The 26991-nt window shown below is 49.4% G+C and carries 25 protein-coding genes and 1 pseudogene; 23 read left to right on the forward strand and 3 right to left on the reverse strand.

All coding sequences use genetic code 11. The features are described 5' to 3' along the window. Positions 1-29 precede the first annotated feature (29 nt). From D5E69_RS03145 to D5E69_RS03180, 9 genes are all read left to right on the forward strand, one after another. Complete coding sequence (locus D5E69_RS03145; RefSeq protein WP_048012243.1) at positions 30-965, forward strand: siderophore ABC transporter substrate-binding protein; 936 nt, start codon at positions 30-32, stop codon at positions 963-965. 439 nt (positions 966-1404) lie between these two features. Continuing rightward, the gene (locus D5E69_RS03150) at positions 1405-2499 is read left to right on the forward strand and encodes a carbohydrate kinase (protein ID WP_053071998.1); all 1095 of its coding nucleotides are present in this window, start codon (positions 1405-1407) and stop codon (positions 2497-2499) included. An 18-nt stretch (positions 2500-2517) separates the two neighbouring features. Next, the gene (locus D5E69_RS03155; RefSeq protein WP_048006822.1) at positions 2518-3453 is read left to right on the forward strand and encodes a pseudouridine-5'-phosphate glycosidase; all 936 of its coding nucleotides are present in this window, start codon (positions 2518-2520) and stop codon (positions 3451-3453) included. 151 nt (positions 3454-3604) lie between these two features. Then, positions 3605-6016 (forward strand): PAS domain-containing protein, encoded by a 2412-nt coding sequence (locus D5E69_RS03160; protein WP_159129161.1) that lies wholly within the window; start codon positions 3605-3607, stop codon positions 6014-6016. Positions 6017-6176: 160 nt separating this feature from the next. Next, a complete protein-coding gene (locus D5E69_RS23960; protein ID WP_347566731.1) occupies positions 6177-6698 on the forward strand; it encodes an FAD-dependent monooxygenase in 522 nt (173 codons plus the stop codon). Further along, positions 6593-7486, forward strand: coding sequence for an FAD-dependent oxidoreductase (locus D5E69_RS03165; RefSeq protein ID WP_347566738.1), 894 nt, complete (start codon positions 6593-6595; stop codon positions 7484-7486). Before D5E69_RS23960 ends, D5E69_RS03165 begins: the two co-directional genes overlap by 106 nt. Further along, on the forward strand, positions 7483-8472 hold the full coding sequence (locus D5E69_RS03170; protein ID WP_048012245.1) for a class I SAM-dependent methyltransferase: 990 nt from the start codon (positions 7483-7485) through the stop codon (positions 8470-8472). The genes D5E69_RS03165 and D5E69_RS03170 overlap by 4 nt, the downstream gene beginning before the upstream one ends. Before the next feature lie 106 nt (positions 8473-8578). After that, complete coding sequence (locus tag D5E69_RS03175) at positions 8579-9877, forward strand: lysine N(6)-hydroxylase/L-ornithine N(5)-oxygenase family protein (RefSeq protein WP_159129162.1); 1299 nt, start codon at positions 8579-8581, stop codon at positions 9875-9877. A gap of 79 nt (positions 9878-9956) precedes the next feature. Continuing rightward, positions 9957-10469 (forward strand): type 1 glutamine amidotransferase domain-containing protein, encoded by a 513-nt coding sequence (locus D5E69_RS03180; protein WP_048006825.1) that lies wholly within the window; start codon positions 9957-9959, stop codon positions 10467-10469. Between the two features lie 63 nt (positions 10470-10532). Here the strand turns inward: D5E69_RS03180 and D5E69_RS03185 are convergent, their stop codons facing one another. Continuing rightward, positions 10533-10754 (reverse strand): DUF1128 domain-containing protein, encoded by a 222-nt coding sequence (locus D5E69_RS03185; protein WP_048006826.1) that lies wholly within the window; start codon positions 10752-10754, stop codon positions 10533-10535. 191 nt (positions 10755-10945) lie between these two features. On the opposite strand from D5E69_RS03185, the gene D5E69_RS03190 reads away from it, so the two are divergent. The 5 genes and pseudogenes from D5E69_RS03190 (at position 10946) to D5E69_RS03210 (ending at position 15141) form a co-directional block, all read left to right on the forward strand. Further along, positions 10946-11350: a hypothetical protein gene (locus D5E69_RS03190; RefSeq protein WP_048006827.1), complete on the forward strand. Its 405-nt coding sequence runs from the start codon at positions 10946-10948 to the stop codon at positions 11348-11350. Between the two features lie 21 nt (positions 11351-11371). Continuing rightward, entirely contained in the window at positions 11372-12205 is an 834-nt protein-coding gene (locus D5E69_RS03195) for a YihY/virulence factor BrkB family protein (protein ID WP_048006828.1), read from the forward strand. 142 nt (positions 12206-12347) lie between these two features. Next, positions 12348-13793 (forward strand): carbon starvation CstA family protein, encoded by a 1446-nt coding sequence (locus D5E69_RS03200; RefSeq protein ID WP_159129163.1) that lies wholly within the window; start codon positions 12348-12350, stop codon positions 13791-13793. Positions 13794-14396: 603 nt separating this feature from the next. Further along, positions 14397-14561 (forward strand): annotated as a pseudogene (locus D5E69_RS24030) (KGG domain-containing protein); the annotation flags it as partial. Positions 14562-14949: 388 nt separating this feature from the next. Then, a complete protein-coding gene (locus tag D5E69_RS03210; RefSeq protein ID WP_048006830.1) occupies positions 14950-15141 on the forward strand; it encodes a hypothetical protein in 192 nt (63 codons plus the stop codon). 90 nt (positions 15142-15231) lie between these two features. Here D5E69_RS03210 and D5E69_RS03215 read toward each other — a convergent pair whose 3' ends face one another. Continuing rightward, positions 15232-15864 carry a YesL family protein gene (locus tag D5E69_RS03215; protein WP_159129164.1) on the reverse strand — a complete coding sequence of 211 codons (633 nt, stop codon included), beginning with the start codon at positions 15862-15864 and terminating at the stop codon, positions 15232-15234. Between the two features lie 338 nt (positions 15865-16202). Between D5E69_RS03215 and D5E69_RS03220 the strand changes: the two genes are divergently transcribed. The 4 genes from D5E69_RS03220 (at position 16203) to D5E69_RS03235 (ending at position 20186) form a co-directional block, all read left to right on the forward strand. Beyond that, complete coding sequence (locus D5E69_RS03220; protein WP_249931600.1) at positions 16203-17420, forward strand: sugar ABC transporter substrate-binding protein; 1218 nt, start codon at positions 16203-16205, stop codon at positions 17418-17420. 86 nt (positions 17421-17506) lie between these two features. Further along, positions 17507-18460 (forward strand): carbohydrate ABC transporter permease, encoded by a 954-nt coding sequence (locus D5E69_RS03225; RefSeq protein WP_048006833.1) that lies wholly within the window; start codon positions 17507-17509, stop codon positions 18458-18460. 30 nt (positions 18461-18490) lie between these two features. Beyond that, entirely contained in the window at positions 18491-19294 is an 804-nt protein-coding gene (locus tag D5E69_RS03230; RefSeq protein WP_048006834.1) for a carbohydrate ABC transporter permease, read from the forward strand. A 10-nt stretch (positions 19295-19304) separates the two neighbouring features. Further along, positions 19305-20186, forward strand: a complete 882-nt coding sequence (locus D5E69_RS03235) for a Gfo/Idh/MocA family protein (protein ID WP_048014771.1) — start codon at positions 19305-19307, stop codon at positions 20184-20186. Here the strand turns inward: D5E69_RS03235 and D5E69_RS03240 are convergent. Next, positions 20183-21556, reverse strand: a complete 1374-nt coding sequence (locus D5E69_RS03240) for a GGDEF domain-containing protein (protein WP_048014772.1) — start codon at positions 21554-21556, stop codon at positions 20183-20185. The two genes, D5E69_RS03235 and D5E69_RS03240, sit on opposite strands and share 4 nt — an antisense overlap. Positions 21557-21762: 206 nt before the next feature. Here D5E69_RS03240 and D5E69_RS03245 point away from each other — a divergent pair, with 206 nt between their 5' ends. The 5 genes from D5E69_RS03245 to D5E69_RS03265 are packed head-to-tail and all read left to right on the forward strand — an operon-like array spanning position 21763 to position 26990. After that, positions 21763-22779, forward strand: coding sequence for an NAD-dependent epimerase/dehydratase family protein (locus tag D5E69_RS03245; RefSeq protein ID WP_048014773.1), 1017 nt, complete (start codon positions 21763-21765; stop codon positions 22777-22779). 2 nt (positions 22780-22781) lie between these two features. Then, positions 22782-23837, forward strand: coding sequence for a dihydrodipicolinate synthase family protein (locus D5E69_RS03250; protein ID WP_063191785.1), 1056 nt, complete (start codon positions 22782-22784; stop codon positions 23835-23837). Between the two features lie 11 nt (positions 23838-23848). Continuing rightward, positions 23849-24853 carry a zinc-dependent alcohol dehydrogenase gene (locus tag D5E69_RS03255; protein WP_048006839.1) on the forward strand — a complete coding sequence of 335 codons (1005 nt, stop codon included), beginning with the start codon at positions 23849-23851 and terminating at the stop codon, positions 24851-24853. An 11-nt stretch (positions 24854-24864) separates the two neighbouring features. Continuing rightward, on the forward strand, positions 24865-25923 hold the full coding sequence (locus D5E69_RS03260) for a Gfo/Idh/MocA family protein (RefSeq protein WP_048006840.1): 1059 nt from the start codon (positions 24865-24867) through the stop codon (positions 25921-25923). Positions 25924-25937: 14 nt separating this feature from the next. Continuing rightward, entirely contained in the window at positions 25938-26990 is a 1053-nt protein-coding gene (locus tag D5E69_RS03265) for a Gfo/Idh/MocA family protein (RefSeq protein ID WP_048014776.1), read from the forward strand. Position 26991 lies beyond the last annotated feature (1 nt).

The following is a 26991-nucleotide window of genomic DNA, read 5'->3' on the forward strand; positions in this document are numbered from 1 at the left end:
AAAAACATATAAAAGGAGAGAAATCAATCATGAAAAAATGGACATTCCTTGCTTTAACACTGGCAATCTTACTTTTACTGGGGGCATGCGGAAAGAAAGAAGAATCCTCCTCTTCGGCTGCATCGGACGACAAGACAATCACCATTAAACACGAACTGGGAGAAGCGAAAGTAAAAGAAAATCCGGATAAAGTCGTCGTGTTCGACTTCGGTGTCCTTGATACGCTTGATGAACTTGGCATTAAAGTGGATGGTGTCCCGCAAGCGGCTGTCCCTCCGTACCTTGAGGACTATAAAAACTCCGATTACACCAATGTCGGCAGTCTGAAGGAACCCGATTTCGAAGCCATTCATTCCTTGAAGCCCGATGTGATCTTCATTTCGGCGCGTCAGGCGGACCTTTACGATGAATTCGCCGAGATTGCCCCGACAGTGTATATCCCTGTGGACAGCACGGATTATGTAAATTCATTCAAAAGCAATATGAACACCATTGCGAAGATCTTCAACAAACAGGATGAAATGAAGAAGGAGCTTGCAGAGGTCGATAAAGAAGTGAAAAGCATCCAAGAAGAAACGGAGTCCCTCGATTCCAACGCCCTTGTGATCATGGGAAGTTCAGAGGACATCAGCGCATTCGGACCGGAGTCCCGTTTCGGGATCATCCATGACGTCTTCGGATTCAAACCAGCTGATGATGGAATCGAGAAATCTACACACGGTCAAAAGGTGACCTATGAATATGTGAAGGAGCAGAACCCTGGTATTCTGTTCGTCATCGACCGGGACGCGGCATTCGACCCGAAAGCAAGCATCAAGGAATCGTTTGAAAATGATCTTGTCAAAAAGACGGAAGCCTTTGAAAACGACCATATCATTTACCTGAACGGAGCAGAATGGTACCTGTCAGGAGGAGGTCTTCAATCCATGAAACATATGATTGAGGATGCGAAAAAAGCACTTTAATAGAGAATGATAACCCATTTTCAAAGAGGCTGGGACATAAGTGTTTTGGTCATAGTAAAAAGCGAATTCATTTGCCTAGGATCAGGCAAATGAATTCGCTTTTTTATTTGTTCCATGACCATGACGATTTTATTGTTTCCAGCGGTTGATTGGAGTGCAAGACGCAGACTCCTGCGGGAAGGGTAGCTGATTGGAGACCCCCTCAGGCATGCCGAGGAGGCTCACGGGTTACCCGTGGAAAGCGAAGTCTTGCACGGAAATCATGAGCGGTATAAAGAACATAAACCCCTTTTCTTGTTGTGGAAATAAACGCATGAGTCGTGCCTTTATTCCCTTAATTCTATATTTTAAAAAATATATTTAAATTCAGACTTGTTTATTTTTGGACAAAAGTTTAAAATATTAACAAATGTTACATTTTTTTATAGGGGTGGAGTGAGTGAACGAAAAAGAGAAGCTTTTGCTTACCTACATAGAAGAGAATCCTTTCATGACCCAGCAGGAAATATCCGAGCGGAGCAATATGTCCCGATCGGCCGTGGCAGGTCATATATCGAGTCTCATGAAGCAAGGAAAGATTCTTGGACGTGCCTACGTACTTCCAAGAAGAAAAGGTATCACCTGTATCGGAGGTGCCAATGTAGACCGGAAATTTCAGTTCATCGACCGGATGATTCCTGAAACGTCCAACCCCGCAACAACAGAACAAACGACAGGCGGCGTGGCCAGGAATATCGCTGAGAATCTGGGCAGGCTTGGAAGTGAAGTCAACCTTGTGACTGTAGTCGGGGAGGACACGGAAGGAAGCTGGATCCTCGATCAAACGAAGACGCATGTCGACATATCCGCTTCCCAGAGGCTGAGTGAAGCAACGGGTACCTATTCGGCCATCCTGGATGTAGATGGGGAGATGATGTTTGCCCTCGCAGACATGAATATCTATGAGAAGATCGATATTCCGTTCATTGAAAAGCGGTGGGCCGTCATCGGGTCATCGGAGATGGTGATGCTGGATACGAACTTCCCGCCTGATGTGATTGAATACATCATCAGACGATGTGCATCAGAAGGGGTACCGTTGACGATCATCCCGGTATCTGCTCCCAAAGTGAAGCATCTTCCCGAATCATTGGAAGGGGTTACCTGGTTCATCTGCAATAAAGGAGAGGCCGAGATGTATCTCGGCATGGAAATCGAAACGGAGGGCGATTTCTTTAAAGCCGCCAAAGCCATCACGCAGCGCGGAGCCGAACGGGTGGTCATCACGAGAGGTGAGATGGGTCTGATCTACTACACGGCCTATCAGGAAGCAAGTGCGATCCTGCCGCCTAAGGTGGATGTTGCTGATGTGACGGGGGCAGGGGACGCACTAGTTGCAGGCATCATTTATGGCTATCTGAAAGGCTCTGATACAGACGGTTCCTGTCGGATCGGCGTTTCCTGCTCCACCATTACGATCCGTTCTCATTTTACCGTCTCCCCGACCTTGAATCAGGGGAATCTGCAAGAAGAATTCAGCAGTTATTTCAATTAAATCGGAGGAATGAAAATCATGGATTTGACATCATATTTGGAGTTTTCTAGAGAAGTACAAGAGGCGCGTCAATCAGGACAAGCAATCGTGGCACTCGAGTCCACGATCATTTCCCACGGAATGCCGTATCCACAAAACGTGCAGATGGCAAGGGAAGTAGAAGATATCATCCGGGAGAAGGGTGCCGTACCGGCCACCATTGCCATCCTGAATGGGAAAATCAAGATTGGTCTGTCCGATGAGGAATTGGAGTATCTTGGTCAGGCAAAGGATGTCATCAAAGCGAGCCGAAGGGACCTTCCTTATATCCTGGCATCGAAGAAAGATGGAGCGACTACGGTTGCCGCGACCATGATCTGTGCCGAGCTTGCCGGGATTGCCGTCTTCGTGACAGGAGGAATCGGTGGGGTCCATCGAGGTGCCGAAACGACGATGGATATTTCCGCAGACCTTGAAGAGCTGTCCATGACGAATGTGGCAGTCGTATGTGCAGGTGCCAAATCGATCCTCGATATCGGATTGACGATGGAATACCTTGAGACAAAAGGTGTACCGGTACTGGGCTTTGGCACTGCCAAGCTACCTGCATTCTACACTCGATCCAGTGAGTTCGATGTAAACTACAAGGTCGATACCCCTGAAGAAACAGCGGGCGTATTAAAGGCCAAGTGGGAAATCGGCTTGAACGGAGGGGTGGTCATTGCCAATCCGATCCCTGAAGAGCATGCCATGGATGAAGCGGAGATCACGGCTATGATCGAAAATGCGTTGAAAGAAGCGGAAGAACAGCACATCAAGGGTAAAGACAGTACGCCATTCCTTCTTGGGAAGGTAAAAGAGCTTACTGAAGGCAAGAGCCTTACAGCCAATATCGCCCTTGTGAAGCACAATGCCGAGGTGGGTGCGGAGATCGCTGTACACTATGCAGCCCAAACCCAGCAACAAACCGTTTGATCCATCAGCCTGAGCCGCAGCAGCTCAGGCTTTTCTGTGTGATGACCCCATGGTATTTCATTTAGACGGAAAAATCAGTCGAATGCTCCTTAACTCCTGTTGCAAGGTGGAGTAGAATAGGGGTATAAACTGATGATTAAAGGAAGGTATTATGGCTGACATGCAACGGAACCATCTATTTTCTGCAGATGCCATCCCGGCTCCTGCAGCCCTTGTCGATCCCCTCGGTCAGTCCATCCTCTCGCTGAATGAAGAGATGGAGGGATGGTTGAAGGGGCACGGCCTGTCTCCTGAAACTTTATTGAAACCTGAACAGATCGCAGCGTACGACTGTCAATTGAGGCGCAAACACTTGGAGGATGGTACAGAATGCCTTCTCTTGATAGATCATGGAAGGAACCCGTCACCGTGCCAACATTCTAAATCGGCCATCTATCAGTCTCTCATTCAGAACACACCTACTAGTGTCCTGATCTTGGATGTGAACGGCCTGGTATTGGAGATGAATGCATCCTTCCAAAGCTTATTCGGGCTATCCGACGGGATCATCCATCAGTCTTTCTACGACCTGGTCGAGCTGCATGAACCATCTTTCATCCACCTGGTCAGAGAAGGGCTTAAAGGACATGACGCCACCGGTGAGGAAGTAACATTCCATGCAGGCGGCAAGGAGCTGACCTGCACCATTACCGTTTCACCCATCGATTACAAGTGTGGCGGGTGCATTGATAGTGTCGGGATTATCTTTCATGATATCTCCGAAAAGAAAAACGCCCAGGCAGAGCTTCTCCTTCTGCAGGCGGAAATGGAAAATATCCTCCGCCTCCAAAAAGCCATCACCTACAAAGTGGTGAGACATGGTCATGACTTTGTCATCGAACTCGCTTCGGGCAAAATGCTGTCCAGGCTGGATCTGACCCCTCAAAGGATGAACGGCAAGAGGATCGAGGAAGTATTCGACGGGGTCCATCTGAATAAGATCCGCCCCAAACTTGAAGAGGTCTGGGCAAAAGGGGAAGAATACACGTACGAAGATGCCTACAAGGGACTTGAATATCTCGCCTCCATCGTTCCGGTCAAAAAGGATGGCGAGGTGGTCGAAGCGATTTGCTCCATCTCGGATATCTCCCTGATGAAGGATATCCAAAGACAGCTTGCTGAAAGCGAGGAAAAATACAAATCCATAGTGAAATACAGCCCGGATCATATTCTGATGGTGGATACGTACGGCTTTATCCAGTCCGTCAATCCGGCTGTGTACGAACACTGGGGATATGGGTTTTCGGACCTTGTCAATCGGCACTATACGTCTCTCTTCACTGAGGAGTCCCAAGAGGACGCAGTGAAGAATTTCCAGATTGCCCTGAACGGAACATCATCCCGTTACCTGGCCATCGTGAGAGACGGTAAAGGAAAAGAGAGGCGGGTCACCATTACCAATATCCCGATCCGGGTGAGGGGCCAAGTGATCGGCATCTATGGGTTTGGTCAGGATGTGACGGAAAAATTAAATATGGAAGATGAACTAATGGAAGCAAAGGAACTCCTCGAAGCATACTTCGAACATTCCGGGGATGGGATTGTCCTCCTTGACCCGACAGGAAGGGTCCTGAAGGTGAATCAACGATTCGAAGATATGTTTGGGTGGTCGAATGAAGAGATCGTTGGAGATGTGGTCACCTTCCTGCACCGATCCGACCAGTACCACCAGTTCCAGAAAAACCTGAAAGTCGTGAAATCGGGGAAACGCATCAAGGACCAGGAAGCTCTCCGATACCGGAAGGACCGGACATCCATCGAGATTTCATTCAATATGAATCCGATATTGAATAATGAAGGGTCCCTGATCGGGATTTCTGCCATCATCCGTGATTTATCCGAGAAAAAGCATCACGAAAATCTATTGAAAAAATCTGAACAGCTAGCCATGATCGGTCAGCTCGCAGCAGGTGTCGCCCATGAAATCAGGAATCCATTGACCACCCTCAAAGGATTTCTTCAGCTTATGGATGAAAGGGAAGAAGACGACTTTTATCTCTCCGTCATCAAGGGAGAACTCGACAGGATCGAGATCATCACGAATGAATTCCTTGCTCTCGCACGCCCGAGGGCGGTACAGTTTTCACTCACGTCATTGACGAGACTCCTGACAAGCTCCGTGGATTTCATCAAGATGGAGTGCCTCAAACAGGGAGTCGATGTCCGCTTCGCCGTGGAAGAGGCTCAAGTGTATTGCGATTCCAATCAGATGAAGCAGGTCATCCTCAACGTGATGAAGAATGCACTCGAAGCGATGCAGGACGGGGGGCTCCTGAACGTCCAACTAGAAAATGACGGCCACCATGCCAAGATCTCGATACAGGATAATGGCAGCGGCATCCCTCCTGAGAGGATGAAGCACCTGGGCGAACCCTTCTATAGCACGAAGGAAAAAGGGACGGGCCTGGGCCTGATGATCTGTCAGAAAATCATCAAGGAACATAATGGCTCGCTCTCCATCCAGAGTAATGTAGAAGAGGGAACGTCGGTTGATATCCTTCTTCCCCTTGCCTCAATCACATAATTTTAGAAGAAACTCGCCATTCGGCGGGTTTTTTTGTTAATTCGACAGCAACTTGGTCAAGAAGAAGACAGGAAATGATATTTTCCGGGAAATAAACAACACATTATGACGTTTCACGGAAATGGAAAGAGGTTACTTAATAGGAAAGAGGTGAGAAGAAATGAAGACGGATGTTCTGATTAGCGGCGGTGGGATCGGCGGATTGACCCTGGCACTTAAGTTGGCAAGATGCGGCATCGATGTAACGGTCATCGAAAGGCTCCCCGGGCCGAGCCCTGTCTATAAGGGGGAGCTTCTCCAACCAAAGAGCCTGGAGATTTTCGATTCATTGGGCGTGATCGAACCGGTGCTTTCCCATGGTCACCGCATAGCGGAACTGGAGCTGATGGAACTGAAGGGGAAACGGGCAGAGCATTCTTCCATGAGCTATTCGATCCTTCCAGGGAAATATCCTTACTCCCTTATGATCCATCATGAGAAGTTGAAAGACATCCTGCGGGCTAAAGGGGGGAATACTCCAGCTTTCACTATATGGGGAACACCGCATGCAAAAAGATCTCCGGCAAGACGGTCACAGTGGAAGACAGGAGTGAAAAAGAACCCTTTGATATCGAATGCGAATTCATCATTGGAGCAGAAGGCAGGAGTTCTGTTACCCGTGATTACATGGGTATTGAAGTGAGCGAGAAGAAGTACAATCATCACTTTCTCACCGTCACCTTCCCCAGACCGCTCGATATGACAAAAGGACGTATTGTGTCGACGTATCAATCTTTTCTCGGACTTTTCCCGCTTCCAAACGAGGAAGTCCGCTCTGTCTATCTCATCCCTGCAGGAGAATACAAGTCATTACGTAAGAAGCCCATCTCGGAATTTCATAAGCTTTACATAGATCTTTGTCCCGATCTGAAGGGATACGTGGATCAGATTACCGAGTGGAAGCTCATCCAGCTTATGGTCCCGATGAAATATCATGCTGATACCTATGTCAAAGACCATCTCGCATTGATCGGTGATGCTGCTCATACGGTTCACCCCATGGCAGGGGAAGGCATGAACATGGCAATCCAGGACGGAAGCGTACTCGGGGAACTGCTTTGTGATATGTATGCATCGGGCAGGCTGGATCCCGCCAACCTCGAGTGGTATCCGAAGGTTCGGAAGCGGAGGGTTTCCCATCAGCTCCATCTCAGTCACCTTTCAGCACTCGCCTATTCCTATCCCTACAGACCTGTGGGTTGGCTTCGGAATAAAAGCCTCCAGCGAATGGAGAAGGACCGGGTCTCGCAGTTCAAACAGATGCTGAATATCTCAGGCCTCGGTATGTGGAGGGAAACCGTGTATGACCGGATGGTGCAAGGAGGGCTCCTCCCACTCCGCAAGTCCTTTTTATCAAATGAAGAGAAGCTCGGTGCATCATTCACGGAAGAGCAAGATTATCCTTGGAAGGAAAAGGAGGAACTGATATGATCGGTGAAATCGTGAAGGTGTGGAGAGCAAGGTCATGGATGAAGAAGAACGTTCCGTTTCTATATAGCTGGCACGCATATGTCGGGTATGAGCTCGATCTGTTCGACAGCTTCTCCCGACCTGCAACGATACAGGAAATCGCCATCCAGAAAAATCTTGAGATGGACCTGTTGGAGCAGTGGGTGGAAGTGGGCATATCCCTGAAGCATTTAAAAAGGAAGGACGACTCAAAAGTGTCGACAAGGGGAAAGTGGAAGCTCCCAGCTTCGAAGAGTGATCCCCATTCATCGGGGATCCTCCTCAAGGAAATGATGGAGCTCCACATCCCGGCTCTTCTTTCGTACCCCGAACTGCTAAGGAATCAGCGAAAACAGCATTTCAACTCTGACCTCCATGGATCAACCGTGGCCAAGACGTCAATATTGCTGGAGCGATTCGCTTTTCCGAAGGTCCAGAAAGCAATCAAGAAGCACAGGGTCTCGTCGATTCTGGATCTGGGGTGCGGAGAAGGTGGCTATATCCGACGAATAGGGGATCGGCATCCTGATAAAACGATGGTCGGCATAGAAATTCATGAAGGCGTTGCCAAAACGGCTGCCGAAGCGCTTGAATCCTATCCGAATATCGATGTGGTGTGTGCGGATCTCCACTCGTATGAACCGGAAAGCGGCTTCGACATGATCATGGCCAATAACCTGTTCCACTATATTGATCCTTCCGAACGAAAGGATTTCTTCCATAAAGCATCGGAGTGGCTGGAAGAAGGCGGCGTTTTCTTTGTCCTGAGTCCCATGCAGAAGTCGAAGCACGGTCAGCAGTTCTCCAGTGCCTTCAACAGTTTCTTCATGAGCTTTCAGAATCTGTATCCCATCCCCTCCCATGGTGAGATGGAAACCCTCGCGGAGAAAACAGGCTTTATATGCGAGACGGTCGAACCCATTGTGAAAGAAGGCGGATGGTACGCCATGACGTTCAAAAAAAGCTGATCCCCTGGATCGGTTTTTTTTTGAGGGGATTTATTGAAAACAGGGTAGTGGTGGCATGTTTATGGGTAAAAATAAGGAAAAGAGAGAAAAGGAGGAATAGCTTGTGGTGAAACAACGATTGGACTGTGTCGGAATCGGCATCGGTCCTTATAATCTCGGATTGGCTGCTTTAATGGAAGAAAGGACGGATCTCGAGGTGAGATTTTTCGATCAAACTCCTGAATTCATGTGGCATCCAGGCATGCTCATCGATTTGACGGATCTACAGGTACCGTTCATCGCGGACCTCGTGACCTTCGCAAATCCTCAAAGTAAATTCAGCTATCTGAACTATTTACATACTCATAACCGTTTGTATAAATTTTTCTTCTTCCAGACATTCGAGATGCCAAGGCAGGAATACAACGATTACGCCCGCTGGGTGGCAGGACAGCTGCCGACCTGCCAATTCAACAGCGAAGTGACGGGTGTAGAGGAAATAGAGGACGGCTATCGCGTGAATGTGAGGAACCGGACCACGGGGGCGACGGAAATCTACGAAGCCGATCATGTGGTCCTCGGTACGGGAAGCAAGCCCCTTATCCTTAAGGGGATGGAGGATTTGCCTGAGGAAGATGTCCACCATACGAGCAAGTATTTATTCCACAAGGAATCGACCATGAAAGGGAAATCCATCACGGTCATCGGCTCGGGTCAAAGTGCAGCGGAAGTTTTCTATGATCTATTGAAAGAAAAGCGGCACCATGAATACGAGCTTCATTGGTTCACTCGTTCCGAAGGGATCCTCCAGCTTGAAGCGTCAAAGCTCGGGCAGGAGCTCCTGGCACCGGACTATGTGGATTACTTCCACGGTTTATCATTCGAAGACCGGGAAAAGGCACTCGGCACCTTGGATCGCCTAAGAAACGGCATCGATCAGGAAACCCTGGACGCGATCTACAAGGTTCTTTACCACCATTCATCGAGCGGTGATCCGTTGAATATCACGATCCAGCCCCTTAATGAGGTAAAGGAAATCCGAGAAATCGACGGGAAGTATGAACTCAGCTGCGAACAATGGCAGGAAGAAGACTCATTTACGCATACAGCGGACAAGGTGGTCCTCGCTACTGGATATAAGCCAAATATTCCCGAATGGTTTTTTGAAGAATTCGAGGACAAAATAGTGTGGGAAGATGAGAAGAAATTCAAAGTCTCCCGTGATTATCAGCTTCAATTCAAGGAGAAACCAGAACGTGATCACTACTTCTTTACGGTGACGAATCTGGAGCATTCACATGGATCCAGTGCCACGAACCTGGGACTTTCCGTCGAGAGGAATATGCGGATCATCAATGCAATCTGCAGGAAAGATGTGTATAAAGTCCAGAGCAATACGATTTTCTCCCAATTCTCGCGAAAGTGATAAGGACGTTTACGGGAGCCTGCACCGGGTAAACATATACCATTACCAACATTATTCTAAAATAGGAGTGTTTGATTGTATGGCTAAAATCGCAACATTAATCACCGATATGTTCGAAGATGTGGAATTTACAGATCCGGAAAAAGCATTCAAGGAAGCAGGCCATGAAGTCGTGACCATTGAATCGGAAAAAGGGAAAACGGTCAAAGGGAAGCAGGGAGACGCCAGCGTAACCATTGACCAGGGAATTGACGATGTCAATCCGGCCGATTTCGATGCGCTTCTTCTTCCTGGAGGATTCTCACCAGATCAGCTTCGTGCAGACGATCGTTTTGTGACATTCACCAAGCATTTCATGGATGAGAAAAAACCTGTCTTTGCCATTTGTCACGGACCTCAATTGTTGATCACAGCGAAGGCACTGGAAGGCAGAAAAGCTACTGGATTCAAGTCCATCAAGGTGGATATGGAATACGCAGGAGCTAATTTCGAGGACAAGGAAGTCGTTGTTTGCGGCAACCAGCTTGTGACGAGCCGTACACCAGATGATATCCCTGCCTTCAACCGTGAGGCACTTGCGCTTTTGAAATAATGTCCTGAATGAAAAGGGGGCGTCCCCAGGGCTTGTGCCCGGGGATGCCCCCTTTCTTCATTATTATTTGCGCAAACTTCTCAGTTCATCGATGATGGCATTCATTTCGCTTGGACTGAAGCGGTCTTTTTTAATGACCATTTCATAGAGATCCTGAAGATCTTCATACATTTGTTCATTGAAGTCTTCAGACTTGATGGCACCTGCATTCACGACGTTCAGTTTCTCTTTGATGGCGGTCACCATATAATCGATGTTCTCAGCAGAATTCTGTGTGAGATCCATTTTATCAGCACCCTTTCCTCGTAAATCACTAAGCTTATCTTTCCATGATTCACGGCACCTGTCAACACGGGGGAGACAGAATCATATTCAGAGGATTTTTTCACGGGAATGTTTTACACTATTAAGGAATGGGAAAATAAAGGATAAGTTCCTTGAACGTTCTCAATTAATTAGGAAAGAGGGTCATACATATGGGTAAAAGTAAATTCTTCCAGGGTGTACTTTTAGGGGCAGTGGCCGGGGGATTATTATCCCTATTGGACAAAACAACTCGCAGGGAAGTGGGGGCTTCACTCAAGAATGGAAGCAGCTACATCTCCACTTATGCAAAAGATCCGAAGCAATTGGTCGAAGCTTCCAAGGAAGTGTACGAAAAACTGTCCGTCACGGCGGATCAGGTTACCCGGGATTTCCGCTTCATCAGTGAAAAGGTGGATGAATTGAAGGGGATGACCCCTCAGGTGAAAGACCTGATTGAAGAAACAAAAGAAACGTTCGAAGACTCTACTGAGGCCTATAAGGAAGCGTTCAAGGAAGCACCCAACGAACTGGAGGATGGGGATCAACCCATCGATTCTTCATTCAAAGGGTATTAATGAATGGAATGAGGTGAGCACATGGCTCGAAAGAAAGAGGTAAAAGAGTACTCCAAGGGCCTGTTTCAACAGATCAGCGCCAATGATGTGACAGGCTTGGCAGCTCAGATTGCCTATTACTTTCTCCTGTCGCTTTTCCCGCTGCTCATATTTGTCGTGACGCTCCTGCCTTATTTACCTGTACAGCAGGAGGATCTGCTTGGGGTGGTAAGAGACTATGCGCCAGGGGAAACGCTCAACATGATTGAAGGAACCCTTTCGGACGTCATGTCGAACCGCAATTCGGGATTGCTGTCCATCAGTATCATTGCGACAATCTGGTCGGCATCCAACGGGATGAATGCCATTGTGAAGAGCTTGAACCGTGCGTATGATATCGAGGAAACGAGATCATTCATCGTCCAGCGCCTGACATCCGTTGCGCTTACGCTAGGTATGATCCTGGTTTTCGTCGTCGCGCTGCTACTTCCTGTGTTCGGGAAGCAGATCGGCCTGTTCCTTTTCTCACAATTTGGTTTTTCGGACCAGTTCCTTACCTTATGGAGCGGGATCCGCTGGGCCATCAGTCCCCTCATCCTCTTCGTCATTTTCATGGTCCTGTACTACTTTGCCCCAAATATGAAGATCAAGTGCCTGAGTGCCTTGCCAGGTGCAATCTTTGCAACGGTGGGATGGGTGCTGGCCTCACTTGCCTTCTCCTTCTACGTGGGGAACTTCGGAAACTATTCCGCCACGTATGGAAGTATAGGGGGGATCATCGTCCTGATGATCTGGTTCTATCTGACCGGGATCATCATCATGATCGGTGGAGAAATCAATGCCATGAGAACCAAGAAGGACAAAGCTGCCTGCTGAACGTCAAAAAGCCCCGTCACCAAGAGGGGCTTTTTTCTACGTGTGAACTAGGTACTATATCCTGAAAATAAAGAAGCAAGGGATAGGGAAAGAAATCTCTGATAGAATGAAACCGTATTCATTTTAGAGGGGAGTTGAGCAGATGATCACATTCATTGTATCGATCATCATTTTGGTCATCGGTTATTTCACGTACGGAAAATTGATTGAAAAGATCTTCGGTGTAAAGGAACAGCGTCCAACACCGGCCTATGCCAAAAAAGATGATGTCGATTACGTGCCGATGAGTACAGGGAAGAACTCCATGATCCAGCTTCTGAACATAGCGGGAGTAGGGCCGATCTTCGGACCGATCATGGGGGCGCTCTATGGTCCAGTCGCTTTTCTGTGGATTGTTCTCGGTTCGATCTTTGCCGGAGCAGTACATGATTATCTCACGGGGATGATCTCGATTCGAAATGGAGGGGCCCATCTCCCTCAGCTAGCAGGACGTTTCCTTGGAAAAACCATGAAGCATGTGGTGAATGCCTTCTCCGTCCTGCTCTTATTGCTAGTTGGGACCGTGTTCGTGACGGCCCCGGCAGCCCTGATTGCCGATTTGACACCGGCATGGATTTCCCTTGGCGTGATCATCGCGGCGATCTTCGTGTATTATATCGCAGCCACCCTATTACCTGTTGATAAGATCATCGGCAAGGTCTACCCGCTATTCGGTGCCCTGCTATTAATCAGTGCAGTCGGGATCGGTGGTGGTCTCATCGTGACAGGGGCTGATATTCCTGAGATCACATTAGCCAATCTACATCCCGACAAGATTCCGATCTTTCCGCTCCTGTTTCTGACCATCTCATGCGGAGCGCTGTCTGGGTTCCATGCCACCCAGTCCCCGATCATTTCCAGGACGACAAAAAATGAACGGAATGGACGAAAGATTTTTTACGGCATGATGATCCTCGAAGCGATCATCGCCATGATCTGGGCCGCGGCTGCCATGAGCATCTTCCCGGCGGGTGAGTTGAACAGCATCCTGGCTGAATCAGGTCCAGCCGGAGTTGTCAGCGAGGTCTCCATGCTCATGCTCGGGTCCATTGGCGGAACCCTTGCCATCCTCGGTGTCATCGTATTGCCGATCACATCTGGCGATACATCTTTCAGAAGTGCCAGGATGATCATCGCAGACTATATCAACGTCAAACAGCTTAAGATCACGAACCGACTCTGGATCGCTCTGCCGCTATTCGTCGTTTCCATCGCACTGACCCAGATCGATTTTAATATCTTATGGAGATATTTCTCTTGGGCCAACCAATCGACAGCCATGATTGCCCTTTGGGTCGGAGCTATGTACCTCGGTTTGCAGAGAAAGCCGCACTGGGTCGCGACGCTACCTGCGATCTTCATGACCATGGTGACCTTCACCTATATCCTGAATGCCCCGATCGGATTCGGTCTTTCCATGAACCTTTCTTATCTGGGAGCCGGGCTCATCACGACAGCAGCCATTGTCGCTTTCGCCTACACGTTAAGAAAGCGGCTGGCCGGCGGAACGGAAATTGAAGTGGATGAAAAGGTTCCTGCTGCATCGTAACATCAAAAAAATGAAAGGCATCTGCTGAGTCACGGACTCAGTGGGTGCCTCTTTTTTATCAGCGTTCCATAAGAAAGAGGTCTTTTGTTTAGAGACGACAAGACATTTTAGCAGATAAAAAATTTTTCAGTCAGAAAACACCGCCACTGTAAGGTTTTTAGAAAATGTAGAAAAATCGGTGCGTTTTCGAATGTTTATCTTTCCAAAATGATGGTAAATAAGCAAATATATCACACACTGAGAAGGGAGGAAATTGAAATTATGTAATTATTTTCATTGGTGGTGCAAGTCGTTGAATCTTCGGTAAAAGAAAGCAATTAGATGGATTTTACCTTTAGAACAACCTGGAAAACATGAACCTGAAAAAATCGGGAAAAGTCGGAAAATCACATGACACAACATTATTTCTTACAACAAAACCAAGGATTGAAACCGAATACAAAACCTGATCCATAAAAAAACATCACAACTAAAAGGAGAGATTTTCCCATGGCAAACAACAATAACAGCAATAATAACAACACTAATAGTGGCAACAACAGCGGCAACAATAACAGCAACAACCAGAATGTAAATAGCAACAACCAAAACAACAATCATAAGATGAGCTACGAAGAAGCTGGGCGCAAAGGTGGGGAAGCTACTTCAAACAATCACGGCAAGGAATTCTACCAGGAGATCGGAGAAAAAGGCGGACAGGCCACATCCGATAATCATGATAAAGAATTCTACCAGGAGATTGGTGCAAAGGGCGGCAATAGCTCAAACGGTTCAAATCAATCGAATAACTGATCAACAAAAAGGGACCTCTTGAAACAAGAAGGGTCCCTTTTTTAGACGGAAAAATTACCAACGGTTGAGTGAGGAGGGATGGACATACTAAGTATGTTTCACCATTCTTTTCATCAGGGAGTGAGGAACTTGAGTAAGAAGTCCAAAAAAGACGGTGGCACCAAGCAGAATCAAAATCAAAAGCCGAAAAACAAAACATCCGGCTCGGCCAATGGTCAAAACGGATACCATTAGAGCGGAACATAAAAGGGGCCTTTTAAGGGCCCCGTTTCTCATGAAGGCTCCTTATGAAGAAATACCAGGTGCCAATTATGAACCCCGTGTATTATAATGGAGTCATCCCGAATCAAAAGGAGATTCCATTATGACAAATCAGGATTCGTCTAAAGAGCCGAAGAAGATCAGCCTTCAAGAGGCCATGAAGCAGCAGCTCGCCAAGAAGAAAGAAGCCCAAGCAGGTGGAAAGCAAGCCAAGAACGGTCTTGCTTCGAACCAGCGTATGCAGAGTCAACAAACGAAAAAGCCAAGCAATACCCGACGGAAAATGGGTAGCTAATCATCAAATCGACAGTGTCCTCGTGGCCTGTCTTTTTTTATGCGCTTATGCCGTTCATGCTTGAATTAGAATGAGAATCCGGGTCGATAATCAGTCGATTCCCTTCGCTAGTGAACCTGCCTTTTTTCCTTCGATTTTGCTGAAGGCCCTAAGTCCAGTCCACATGCCCAAATAAGCAAGGACGCTCACCGAACAGAGGGGGATCAAACCAGGAAGGAGGGACACGGCACCGTACACGGCTATCCAGCCGGCAATCATCATGACCACTTCTACCGGGGACGTCAGAGCGATCAGGAGTGCCTGCTTGATCACGGAGAAAAAACGCAACCGGAAGTGGACGTACACCGGGAAGAAGAAAAGGACCGCCAAGATGAAGCTTAATGAAATGAAAAGCAAAACGGGTACAAGGAAGGTCAGTTTTCCGCTGTTCATTTGGATGAAGAGGATATCATAATAAAGGATATATCCGATAAGCGCAAAGACAATCATGAAGCCATTAGCCCTCACAAATTCACTTCGAAAGCTTTCCCAAAATACCTTGAACATGGGGAATTCCTCATCTCCCATCAATCGTTTCCTGGCAACGGTGTGTACAGCAGCGGTAGCCGGGAAGAACCCGAAAATCCCCAGACCGGCCACTGTGAAAACCACCCACAACAGATTCAGATAAGCAAGATGAATCACCTTCCATACGAGGTTATTAAAACGTTCCCATCCACCCATTCAGTCCCCTCCCTTTCTTCACTGTCTTATTACTCCACCATTCCTAATGTGGTTATAAAGACAGTGTAACCCCTTTCTAAAGCGCTTTAAATGGTGTTTTATTTAAAGACCTTTAAGAGACTTGTCTCTAAATGGAAAACAAATTAGACTTGATTTAAAGGTTTTGAATTTTTAAACAATTACGGTCGGGAAGGAGAGAATTCTGGGGGTCGATGAAATTTTGCCACAAAATGATAGCGCTTCAAAAATGATGTTGAACTGTACTGCCTGCATCGCATTAAATTTCGAAAAGGGGAAATCGGATGAAGAAAAAATGGTCATTTTTCTTAGTGCTTTTGATGACATTCAGTCTTCTGGCAGCCTGTAGCTCCAGCGGAGAGAAGTCGGGTGGGAAATCCGACGGGAAAATCTCCGGTGAGATCACGGTGTGGGTCCACCCGTATACGGGTGATGCCGATGCGGAGAAAAAAATGTGGGATCAGATCGTGGAAACGTATAAAGAAAAATTCGATGTCGATGTGAAAATCGAAACGATTCCATGGGCCAATCGTGATCAGAAGATCCTGACGGCACTCGCTGCCAACAATGGACCGGATGTGTTTTATGCCATTCCGGATCAGATGCCGCAATATGCGAATGAAGGAATGCTCATGGAGCTTGATCCGTACTTGAAGGATAACGATATGGATGACTTTGTCGACACGTCCCTTGTTGCGACTAAATGGCAGGGCAAGACTTACGGTCTGCCGATCCTGCAGGAAGCTTACACGTATTTCTACAATGTCGATGTGATCAAAGATATCGGGGAAGACCCAGAAAAGCTACCGACAACATGGGATGAGTTCTCCAAATGGGCGGAAAAAGCCAAGGACAAAGGCTATTATGCCCTGAGTTATCCAGGCGGAGGTTCCATGAATGGCACGCTCTACCCGTTCATCTGGCAGGCAGGTGGAGAAGTGATCACCCAAGATGATGAAGTGAAAATCAATAACGATGCGGGAGTCAAGGCATTCGAGTACATCAATACGATGTACGAAAAGGGATGGATCCCGAAAGATTCCGTCACCGCAATGGAGCATGATGCCTTGTGGAACGGTGGAAAACTGCTGGCCGTCCAAGGCTCTGGTATATCCCTGACCAATCTGAAGAAGAGTGATATGGCCTTTGTCATCGCACCACCCTTGAAGGATGAGAAACAGATGACGTATGGAACAACAGGCATGTTCGTTGTCCCATCCAACAGTGACAATAAGGAAGCGGCTGCCGAATTTGTCAAAGTGGTCACGAATGCTGAAAATCAGCGCACGTTCAACACCGTTACCCAGTATATCCCGGCGCGTGAATCAGCGAAGGATATCTTCGATGATCAGGAACACCTGAAGCAACTTTCGGAGTATACGCAATATGCACTACCAGGGACGATTCATCCGATCGGACGCAACATCATGCCTGCCATCCAGGCTGAGGTGCAAACGATGATGTCAGGCAAGAAGACACCAAAAGAAGCGGCTGATGCGGCAGCAGAGGCAATCAAGACCGAGCTTTCCAAGCAATAAGGACAATTGGCAGGGAGTATGGATCTTTCACAAGATTGATACTCTCTGTTCTTGATTCCAATACCAATCTACATAGAAAAAGGGTGATGACACTGATTGAACCAAAGACCAATTCGGAAAGCTTCATTGCTGTCCCGCAGAAGAGATCTTTCGGGGCAAGGGTGAAGCGTGAGTGGAATAAAAACGCCATTGTGTATGTGTTCCTCATTCCCGTCCTCATCCACTTCTTTATCTTTCAGATCTTCCCGTTTGCCTTCAGCTTTGTCCTTACTTTCCTTGACTGGAAAATCATCGGGGACCCTGAGTTCGTAGGATTGAAAAACTGGCAGCGGTTCCTTGAGGATAAGCTTGCCTGGAAGGCGATCTGGAACACGGTATTATTCTCCATCTATTATATCATCCCGACCATGGCCCTCGGACTGATCCTTGCCTTGATCATCAACTCCGGAGTGCGGATGAAGGCACTGTTCAAGGGGATCTTTTTCCTGCCAGTCGTCACATCATTCGTCATCATTGCAGGAATCTGGGGATGGCTGTTCAGGGGTACCGAATCGGGAATGATCAATTATCTCCTCAGTTTCATCGGAGTGGATACCCAACTGTTTCTGGCCGATTCAAGTCAGGCCCTCCTTGTCCTTGCCGGCCTCAGTGTATTCAAGGTCGCTGGCAGTACAATGATTTATTATTTTGCCGGACTTCAGTCGGTTGATAAGCAGTTATACGAGTCGGCCAGGATCGACGGGGCGTCACCTATGAGGATCTTCTGGTCCATCACGTTCCCCTTATTGAAACCGATCCATTTTTACGTCGCCATCGTCACGACAATCGGGTCGTTCCAGATTTTCGATTCCACCTTCCTCCTGACGGGCGGTGGTCCGAATTATGCGACCACGACCATCGTATTCTATCTCTACCAGCAGGGATTCGGCGGCCTGAATTTGAGTTATGCAGCCGTTCTATCTTACGTACTATTCTTCATCATTTTGTTCATTTCCCTCATTCAGCGCAGGTATATGGGCAAGGAGACGAAGTACTATTGATGACTATGATAACGAATTGGGGAGTGACTGATGGGGAAATTCATTAAGTATCTGGCTTTGATCCTTCTTGCTGGCTGTTTCCTGCTGCCGTTCATCATCATGACGCTCGGGTCATTCAAGGAGATGCAGTTTGCCTTGTTGGACCCGCTATTCTGGATCCCGGATGATCCGACGATCAGCAATTACAAGTATTTGATGGGGAGCGGGATGTTCCTCAGATGGATTTTCAACTCCGTGGTGATCACGATCATCCCGGTATTCACGCAGATGTTCTTCTGCGCCATCCTGGGTTATATCTTTGCGAAAAAGCAATTCCCTGGGCGTGAGGTGATCTTCTGGGTCTTCATGGCCGTCATCATGATCCCGCAGCAGCTTCTGATCATTCCGAAGTACATCATGTTCGCCGACTTTGGATGGATCAACACGTACTGGGCACTGATCATCCCTGAATTATGGGGGATCATGGGCGTATTCCTTGTGAGGCAGTTCCTGCAAAGCATCCCGAATGATCTCGAAGAAGCGGCGCGGATCGACGGAGCGAACGATCTGAAGGTGTTCTTCAAAGTGATCCTTCCATTATCCGTGCCCGTCATCGCAACGGTCGGGACCTTTTCCTTCATATCCAACTGGAATGACCTCTTCCAGCCATTGATCTACATGACGCAGGAGGAGATGTTTCCGGTGACGGTCGGGCTCGCCTCGATTCTCGGAAAGGAGGGGAACTTCGGTATAGAGATGGCAGGTTCGACCCTTTCATTCATCCCGACGTTCCTCATCTTCCTGTTCTTCCAGCGATACTTCACTGAAGGCATCCAGATGTCGGGATTGAAGTAGGGGTGAAGGGATGAGAGACCTACAGTTTGGGATGCTCGGAGTGGACACCTCCCACGGCCCTGCTTTTGCGTCGCTTTTGAATGGTTCTAACGGAAGGGGGGAAATCCAAGGTGCAAAAATGGTGACGGCTTTTCCTGAACCTTCAGCCCTTTCGATCAGCATGGAGCGGGTGGGCCAATTCACGGAGGAGGTCCGCTCTTACGGGGTGAAAGTCACAAAGACCATCGAAGAGATGGTGGAAGGGGTGGATGCGGTCCTGATTTTGTCCGCAGACGGAGCCTGCCACCTGGATCAGTTGAAGCGGCTCGTACCATGGGGAAAACCGGTTTTTATCGATAAACCCTTTGCCCTCACCGGTGTCGACGCAGAGGAGATGAAAGAGCTTGCCCGCAGCCTCCCTGTGATGAGTTCTTCGGCCCTTCGATTTGCAGAAGGACTGACCGTGGCTCTTGGAAAAGGAGCGGTATGCGGGGCGTCGGTCTTCGGGCCGGTGGATTTTTTAAAGGAGCGACCCGGGTTTTCGTGGTATGGCATTCACATGGTTGAGATGCTCTTTAGGGCATTAGGTACGGGGGTGAGGTCTGTACGGGCAGAGTGCGATGGGAAGGACTACATGCTGAAGGGAATATGGAAGGATGGGAGGATCGGAAAGATGAGGGGGATCGGAGAAGGTGATGCTTCATTCGGTGGGACGATCCATTACAAGGATCACTCGGAGCGGTTTGTGATCCGTAGCCATCACACCCCCTTTTACACGAGTCTGTTGGAGGCGATCATACGCTTCGTCCATGAGGGGAGGGCAGAACCGCCGCTGGATGAGACGGTGGCTATCATCCGATTCCTTGAGGCACTGGATGTGAGCCTCAAGGAGGATCGGGTGGTGATGCTCTAACTGGTCGGCAATTCTTTTCCCGACTCATCAAGGATGAAGCTCAGTCGGTAGATCCGCCGCGGCCGCCCTTTATGGGTCAATTTTTCTTCTCCGACAATGTCCACGAGCTCCACATCCATCCATTTCAAGAGGATGCGGTGTGCACTGCGAACCGTGATATTCAGCGTGGAGGCTAGCTCCTGGGCCGTATAATCAATGATTCCGTATCGTGCGACGCGTGCCATGAGCTTCGTCATATAGGCGGCGGACATCCCTGCTTTTTCAGCCTTTTCCAGCAGTTCCGCATCGGTGATGGCGAGGTCATAGCGCTCGTAGTGCATATTCGACGTAATGTCGACGGGGCCGAGGACGCTCCGGTTTTCCCGGACGATATAGCATACATCCCCGCCGGAATCCTTTGCTTGACGGAGTGCAAGGCGGGCGTGGCTTCCGGCTTCGGCAGCCGTTGTCCCGAACCCGACCCCGATGCTCAGGGTGATGCCCATGGCCTGATTTGTATCCTGCAGGAGGGGGATGAATTTATAGCCCCGCGTTTCCCGTTCGAAGATCCCCCTGGTCGTGATGAAGGAATATTCTTCGCCGCCAAGGGCGATCAGATGGCCATCAAGCTGCTTGATGTAGTCCAGGAGCATCTGCTGAATGTTGAGCTTTAGGATCTGTATATCGTGTTCGGACTGATACTTCTCGGCGACCCTTTTGAAATCATCGATGTTGATGAGTCCGAAGACGATCTGGGCCTCCTTATTCCGCCTTGTTTCGGTGGCAAGGAGTGCCCTCTCGAGGGATACGATCATGTCCTGATGGGTGGGAGTGACCCACTGGCATGGAACATGGATTGCTTGAAGGCGCCTGGACACCTCTTCGATGCCGGTAAGCCCGACGGATCCATCGCGGTGGAAGTTATCGGCATGGAACGTCACGATGTCGTCAATCAGGGGAGTGTTTTTCTCAAAGGAAGGAAAAACATGGAGCTCATAGTCTTTGACGGACAGTTCGCCGAGGATCTTCTTCACATATTTCTGCTCGACGGTATCGACTGACAGATGGGTGAGACCAAATTGATTCTTGATGAGGAATAGAGAACGATAGAGGCCTGTACCCATCAGGGGGACGTGGTGGACGGGGATCGGAAAATCGATGAACGGCTTGGCAAGTTTGTACAGGTGGTAGTCGGTGAACATGAGGACATCGACTTCGTACATAAGCCCACGGGCAACCTCGCTGATCATGCTTCCGGGACCCATGATGCCGAAATGCGGTTTGAAGTTCGGAAAGGACTTCAGCGTGTCCTTCGTTTGGTCAACAAGGGCTTCGGGGCAGATGATCCCGATATTGATTTCAGAATTATTGGTTCCTCTCTTGGAATCCATAGGATGGCCTCCTTTTCATTTGTTAACAGACATGTCTTTATATTCACATGATAATTTCAATTAACAGAATTGTCAAAATAAATATTTATGAGGATTATGAAGGAGGGAAGTTAAAGACCATTTAAAGACTTGTCTTTTAATAAAGTAGTTTTTAAGATGAAGGGGAGTTATTATCAGAAAATTATAACAAAGGAGTGGGCGGATAAATGAAGACAATAGAGGAGTTAGAGGCGTTTTTAACCATACCATCGGATGGACTGGTAAAGGATATAGCAGGCCTGGAGGGTGACATCATGATAGCAGGAGTAGGCGGGAAGATGGGGCCGACACTTGCCAAGCTTGTGAAAAAGGCGGTGGATCGTTCCGGGGTGGAGAAGGTTGTCTACGGTGTATCCCGCTTCTCCGCAGGAAGCCTGCGGCAGGAACTTGAAGATGCCGGCATCAAAACGATCGTGGCTGATCTTTTGAATGAGGCTGACCTGGAGTCCCTCCCCGATGTGAAGAACATCATCTTCATGGCAGGCAATAAATTCGGGACCGTCGGCAATGAACACTTTACATGGGCCATGAACACCTATCTGCCAGGCCGATTCGCCGAAAGGTTCCCTGATTCCCGGATCGTTGCCTTTTCGACGGGCAATGTCTACCCCTTCATCGATGTCATCTCCTCCCATTGCTCAGAGCATCATCCGGTGAATCCTGTTGGGGAGTATGCCCAGTCTTGCCTGGGGAGGGAACGTGTGCTCACATATTTTGCCCATAAGAATCAAACGGAGATGCTCTTTTTTCGCTTGAATTATGCCATCGACCTTCGTTACGGTGTGCTGCTTGAGGTGGCGAGGCAGGTGCAGGAAGGACGTCCGATCGACCTGACGATGGGAAATGTGAATGTCATCTGGCAGGGCGACGCGAATGAATATGCCATCCGCTCCCTCCTTCATGTCGATTCGCCTCCGAAGATCCTGAACGTCACCGGACCGGAGACCATTTCCGTCAGGTGGCTCGCCGGTGAGTTCGGCCGCCGCTTCGGGAAGGAGCCGGTATTCATCGGGGAGGAGCAAAAGACGGCCCTCCTCAATGATGCTTCCCAGGCGCATAAGCTGTTCGGCTACCCGAAGGTCACGATTCAGCAGATGATCGATATGACGGCGGACTGGGTGCTGGGAGGCGGTCATACGTACGATAAGCCGACCCACTTCCAGGAACGTCAGGGGGCATTTTGAACATGAAAGAAGCAGCAAGGAAAGCCCTCCGCGAAGGAGCCTTCATCCCGGCTCATCCCCTTGCCCTCCAGGAAGACCGTACGCTGGATGAAGCGGGGCAGCGGGCCCTCACGCGTTACTACATCGAAGCCGGGGTCGGAGGGATTGCAGTCGGCGTGCACACGACACAGTTCGAGATCAGGGATCGGCAGTTCAATCTATATGAGAGGGTCCTTCAGCTCGCCATTGAAGAATGTGAAGCGGCGAAGGTGCAGGATTCCTTCATCAGGATAGCCGGGGTGTGCGGGCCGGTGGAACAAGCGCTCCATGAGGCGACCGTGGCGAAGAAACTGGGGTATGATCTGGTCCTCCTCAGCATGGGTGGCCTTGGGCACCTCTCTGAAAAACAGCTCCTTGAACGGACCGAAAAAATTGCTTCTGTCATACCGGTCTTCGGCTTCTATTTACAGCCAGCTGTAGGTGGAAGGATCCTTTCCTATGGCTTCTGGGAAAAGTTCTCGGAGATACCGGGCGTATATGCCATCAAGATCGCTCCCTTCGATCGCTATCTGACGCTTGATGTGGTGAGGGCCGTTGTCCACTCGACCAGAAGCGAGGACATCGCCCTCTACACGGGGAATGATGACAATATCGTGATGGATCTTCTGACGCCATTCCGTTTCGACGTCAACGGAACCGTCGTTGAGAAGCAAATTGTCGGCGGTCTTCTCGGTCACTGGTCCGTCTGGACGGAAAGGGCAGTGGCTATGTTTAGGGAGATCAAGGAAGCAAGGGGAACGGGTGTGATCCCGGTACATTTCCTCCCCTTGTCCCAGGAGGTGACGGATGCGAATGGGGCGTTTTTCGATGCCAGGAACGGTTTCAAGGGAAGCATTGCCGGTATCAATCAGGTGCTGGCTGCTCAGGGGATCCTGAAGGGACGTTGGTGCCTGATGGAGCATGAGGAACTGAGTCCGGGGCAATTGGATGAGATCGATCGTGTCACCAGAATGTATCCCCACTTGAAGGATGATGCCTTTGTTCAGGCGAATGTAGAGAGATGGAGGCAGATACCATAAGGAGGATCAAGATGAACAAGATTGTTGCGAACAGAGGAAAAGTAGAGATCGCCCCTCATCATACTGGGGAGCTCCATTCTTCCCATCTTAAAATCAGGACGTTGTATTCGGTGATTTCCCCAGGAACGGAGCTTACCATCATCGAAAACAGCCACCATCAAAGCATCACGCTTGGATACAGCGCAATGGGTGTCATTGAAGAATTGGGGGCTGACGTCAAAGGATTTGTCATCGGGGAGCGGGTCGCGGTGTACGGTGCCCCGTATGTACAACATGCCGAAATTCTTCATGTCCCGAAGACGCTTTGTGTGAAGGTGCCGGAAAGAGTGGAATCAAAGGAAGCGGCATTAGGTGGAATCGGGGCCATCGCCATCCATGCCCTTCGCATTGCGGATCTGAGATTCGGGGAAACCTGTGTGATCGTGGGACTCGGGCTCCTCGGTCAGATGATCGCCCAGATTGCCGATGCAGCTGGATATAGGGTGGTCGCTTGTGATCTTCATGATGAGAGGGCGGCTATGACGCGAAGGTCCTCCAGGGTGAGGGCTGTTTCATCCCTGGGAGCCCTGGAGGAGGAAATCTCCTCTTGTACCGATGGACATGGAGCAGACGCCGTCCTTCTCTGTGCAGGAGGGAAGAAATCTTCCCTCACCTCTCAAAGCCTTGAGTGGATCCGGAATAAGGGGAAGGTGGTCATCGTAGGAGACATCGAGCCTGATTTCCCCCGCCACCCGATGTTCAGTAAGGAAGCGCAGCTCCTGATTTCACGTGCCGGGGGTCCCGGTCGCTATGACCAGAGCTATGAAGCGGATGCGGTGGATTATCCGTATGGGTTCGTCAGGTGGACGGAGGGACGGAACCTTGCGGAATACATCCGTCTTGTAAGTGAGAAGAGGATTGATGTAACCCCGTTTATCCAGGAGGTCGTAGGGTTCAGCGAGGTGACGGGAGTGTTCTCGGAGCTGATGGATAAAAAGACGTCCACGCTGACGAAAGTGATTGATTACGCGAAGTAAGGTGGGATGGTATGAAGGATAACATTACGATTGGGCTGATCGGACTGGGGGCGATTGCCGTCTCCAGTCATCTTGTCCATCTGAAGGAACATCCCGCGGCAACGATTGCGGCGGTCGTGGACATGGATGTGGAAAGGGCAAAAGCCATCGCGGAACGTCATGGAATTCCGCGATTTTACGGAGATATGGATGCCATGATCGCTGACGGAGGGATCGATGCCGTCATGATCTGTACTCCGAACAGTTCGCATATCCCCCTTGCCAGGAAAGCGGCGGAGAAGGGCATCCACGTATTTGTGGAAAAGCCGATCGGGACGGAGCTTGCCGAAGTGGAAGGATATCTGGCCCTTGCAAAGGAGAATGGGGCTCTGACGATGGTCGGGATGACCCACCGCTTCCGGAAGGACGTGAAGATCCTAAAGGGCATGGTGGAGGAACAGGGGCTTGGGGACATCCACTACATGAAGGCGAAGCTTTTCCGGCAGCGTGGGACACCGAAGGGATGGTTCACAGACTTAAAGCACTCAGGAGGTGGGGCGATGATGGACATCGGCGTCCACGTCCTGGATCTGGCCTGGTGGATCGCCGGATGTCCTGACGTGAAGAGTATAGCAGGCAAGACCCTTAACGTTCACGGAAACTATGAGACTAAGCATGTATCAAGCTGGCAGTCTGCCAATCATCGGTTGAATGAGCAAGGAGTATTCAACGTCGAGGATTTCGGAGCCGCCTGGGTCCAGTTCAAGAACGGTTGTACACTCTCACTGGAAATCGCCTGGGCGGTGGACGGGGAACAGGACGAAGGGATATCCCTAGAGCTTTACGGGACGAAGGGAGGGGCTTCGCTTTCGCCCTTGGCGCTCTTTAAGGAAAGGGATGGAGTCCTGTCCAAAACCCTTCCCGTCTTTAAGGGCGAGGATCCATTCAAGGATGAGGTCGGTCATTTCATTCAGTGTGTACGGACGGGAGAAGACCCGCTGATCGATGGGGAAGCGGGGATGCACATACTGAAGATGTTGAAAGGAATCTATGAATCCTCCCGGAGAGGGAGAGAAATCTATTTCGATTAAGGGGGAAGGGTCTTATGTTGAAGGTCGGTGTAGTGGGTCTTGGCTCGATTTCACAGTTTCATATCAAACCGTATCTGGCACATGCTGATGCGGAACTTACGGCACTATGTGATGTGAATGAACAGCGCCTGGAGGAAAAGGGAAAGCAGTATGGAGTCGACAGATTGTACAGGGACTACCATGAGCTGGTGACTGATGATGCCATCGATGCGGTCAGCATCTGTACGTGGAATAATTCCCACGCTGACATTGCCATTGCCGCATTGGATGCCGGAAAACATGTACTCGTTGAGAAGCCGCTCTGCATGACGGTGGAGGAGGCGCTCCGGGTCGAGGAAGCCGTGAAGAGGTCAGGCAAGGTCCTTCAGGTCGGTTTCGTGCGGAGGCATGGAAACAATACAGCCCTCCTGAAAAAGTTCATCGACAGTGGTGACCTGGGGGAGATTTACTATGCGAAGGCAACCTGTCTCAGACGCCTTGGGAATCCTGGCGGATGGTTCAGCGACCGGACAAAATCGGGGGGTGGCCCCCTCATTGATCTCGGCGTGCATATGATCGATATTTGCTGGTACTTCATGGGGAAACCACGCCCGGTGTCGGTGAGCGGGAATACGTACCGGAAGCTTGGCAACCGCCATCATATCGAGAATCTATCATTCTACCAGGCCGCGGATTACGATCCACACCATAACGATGTGGAGGACCTTGCCAACGCCCTCATCCGGTTTGAGAACGGAGCCTCCCTCATGGTGGATGTCAGCTTCACCCTGCAGGCGAAGAAAGATGAACTCTCTGTCAAGCTATACGGTGAAAAGGGCGGGGCTGAATTCGAACCCGAAATCGCAATCGTCACGGAGCAGCATCAAACGATCCTGAATGTCACCCCCCAAGTGGATCAACTCACTTTTGATTTCGAAGGGGCTTTTTATACGGAAATCAATCACTTTGTCTCATGCTGCCTTGAAGGGAAGGAGTCGATTGCCCCTGTTGCAGACGGTGTCCAAGTGATGAAGATGCTCAATGCTGTCTATGAGTCGGCGGAATCCTGCCGGGAAGTGATCCTCTAGG

Source organism: Rossellomorea marisflavi (assembly GCF_009806575.1).
In the GTDB taxonomy this organism is placed as follows: domain Bacteria; phylum Bacillota; class Bacilli; order Bacillales; family Bacillaceae_B; genus Rossellomorea; species Rossellomorea marisflavi_A.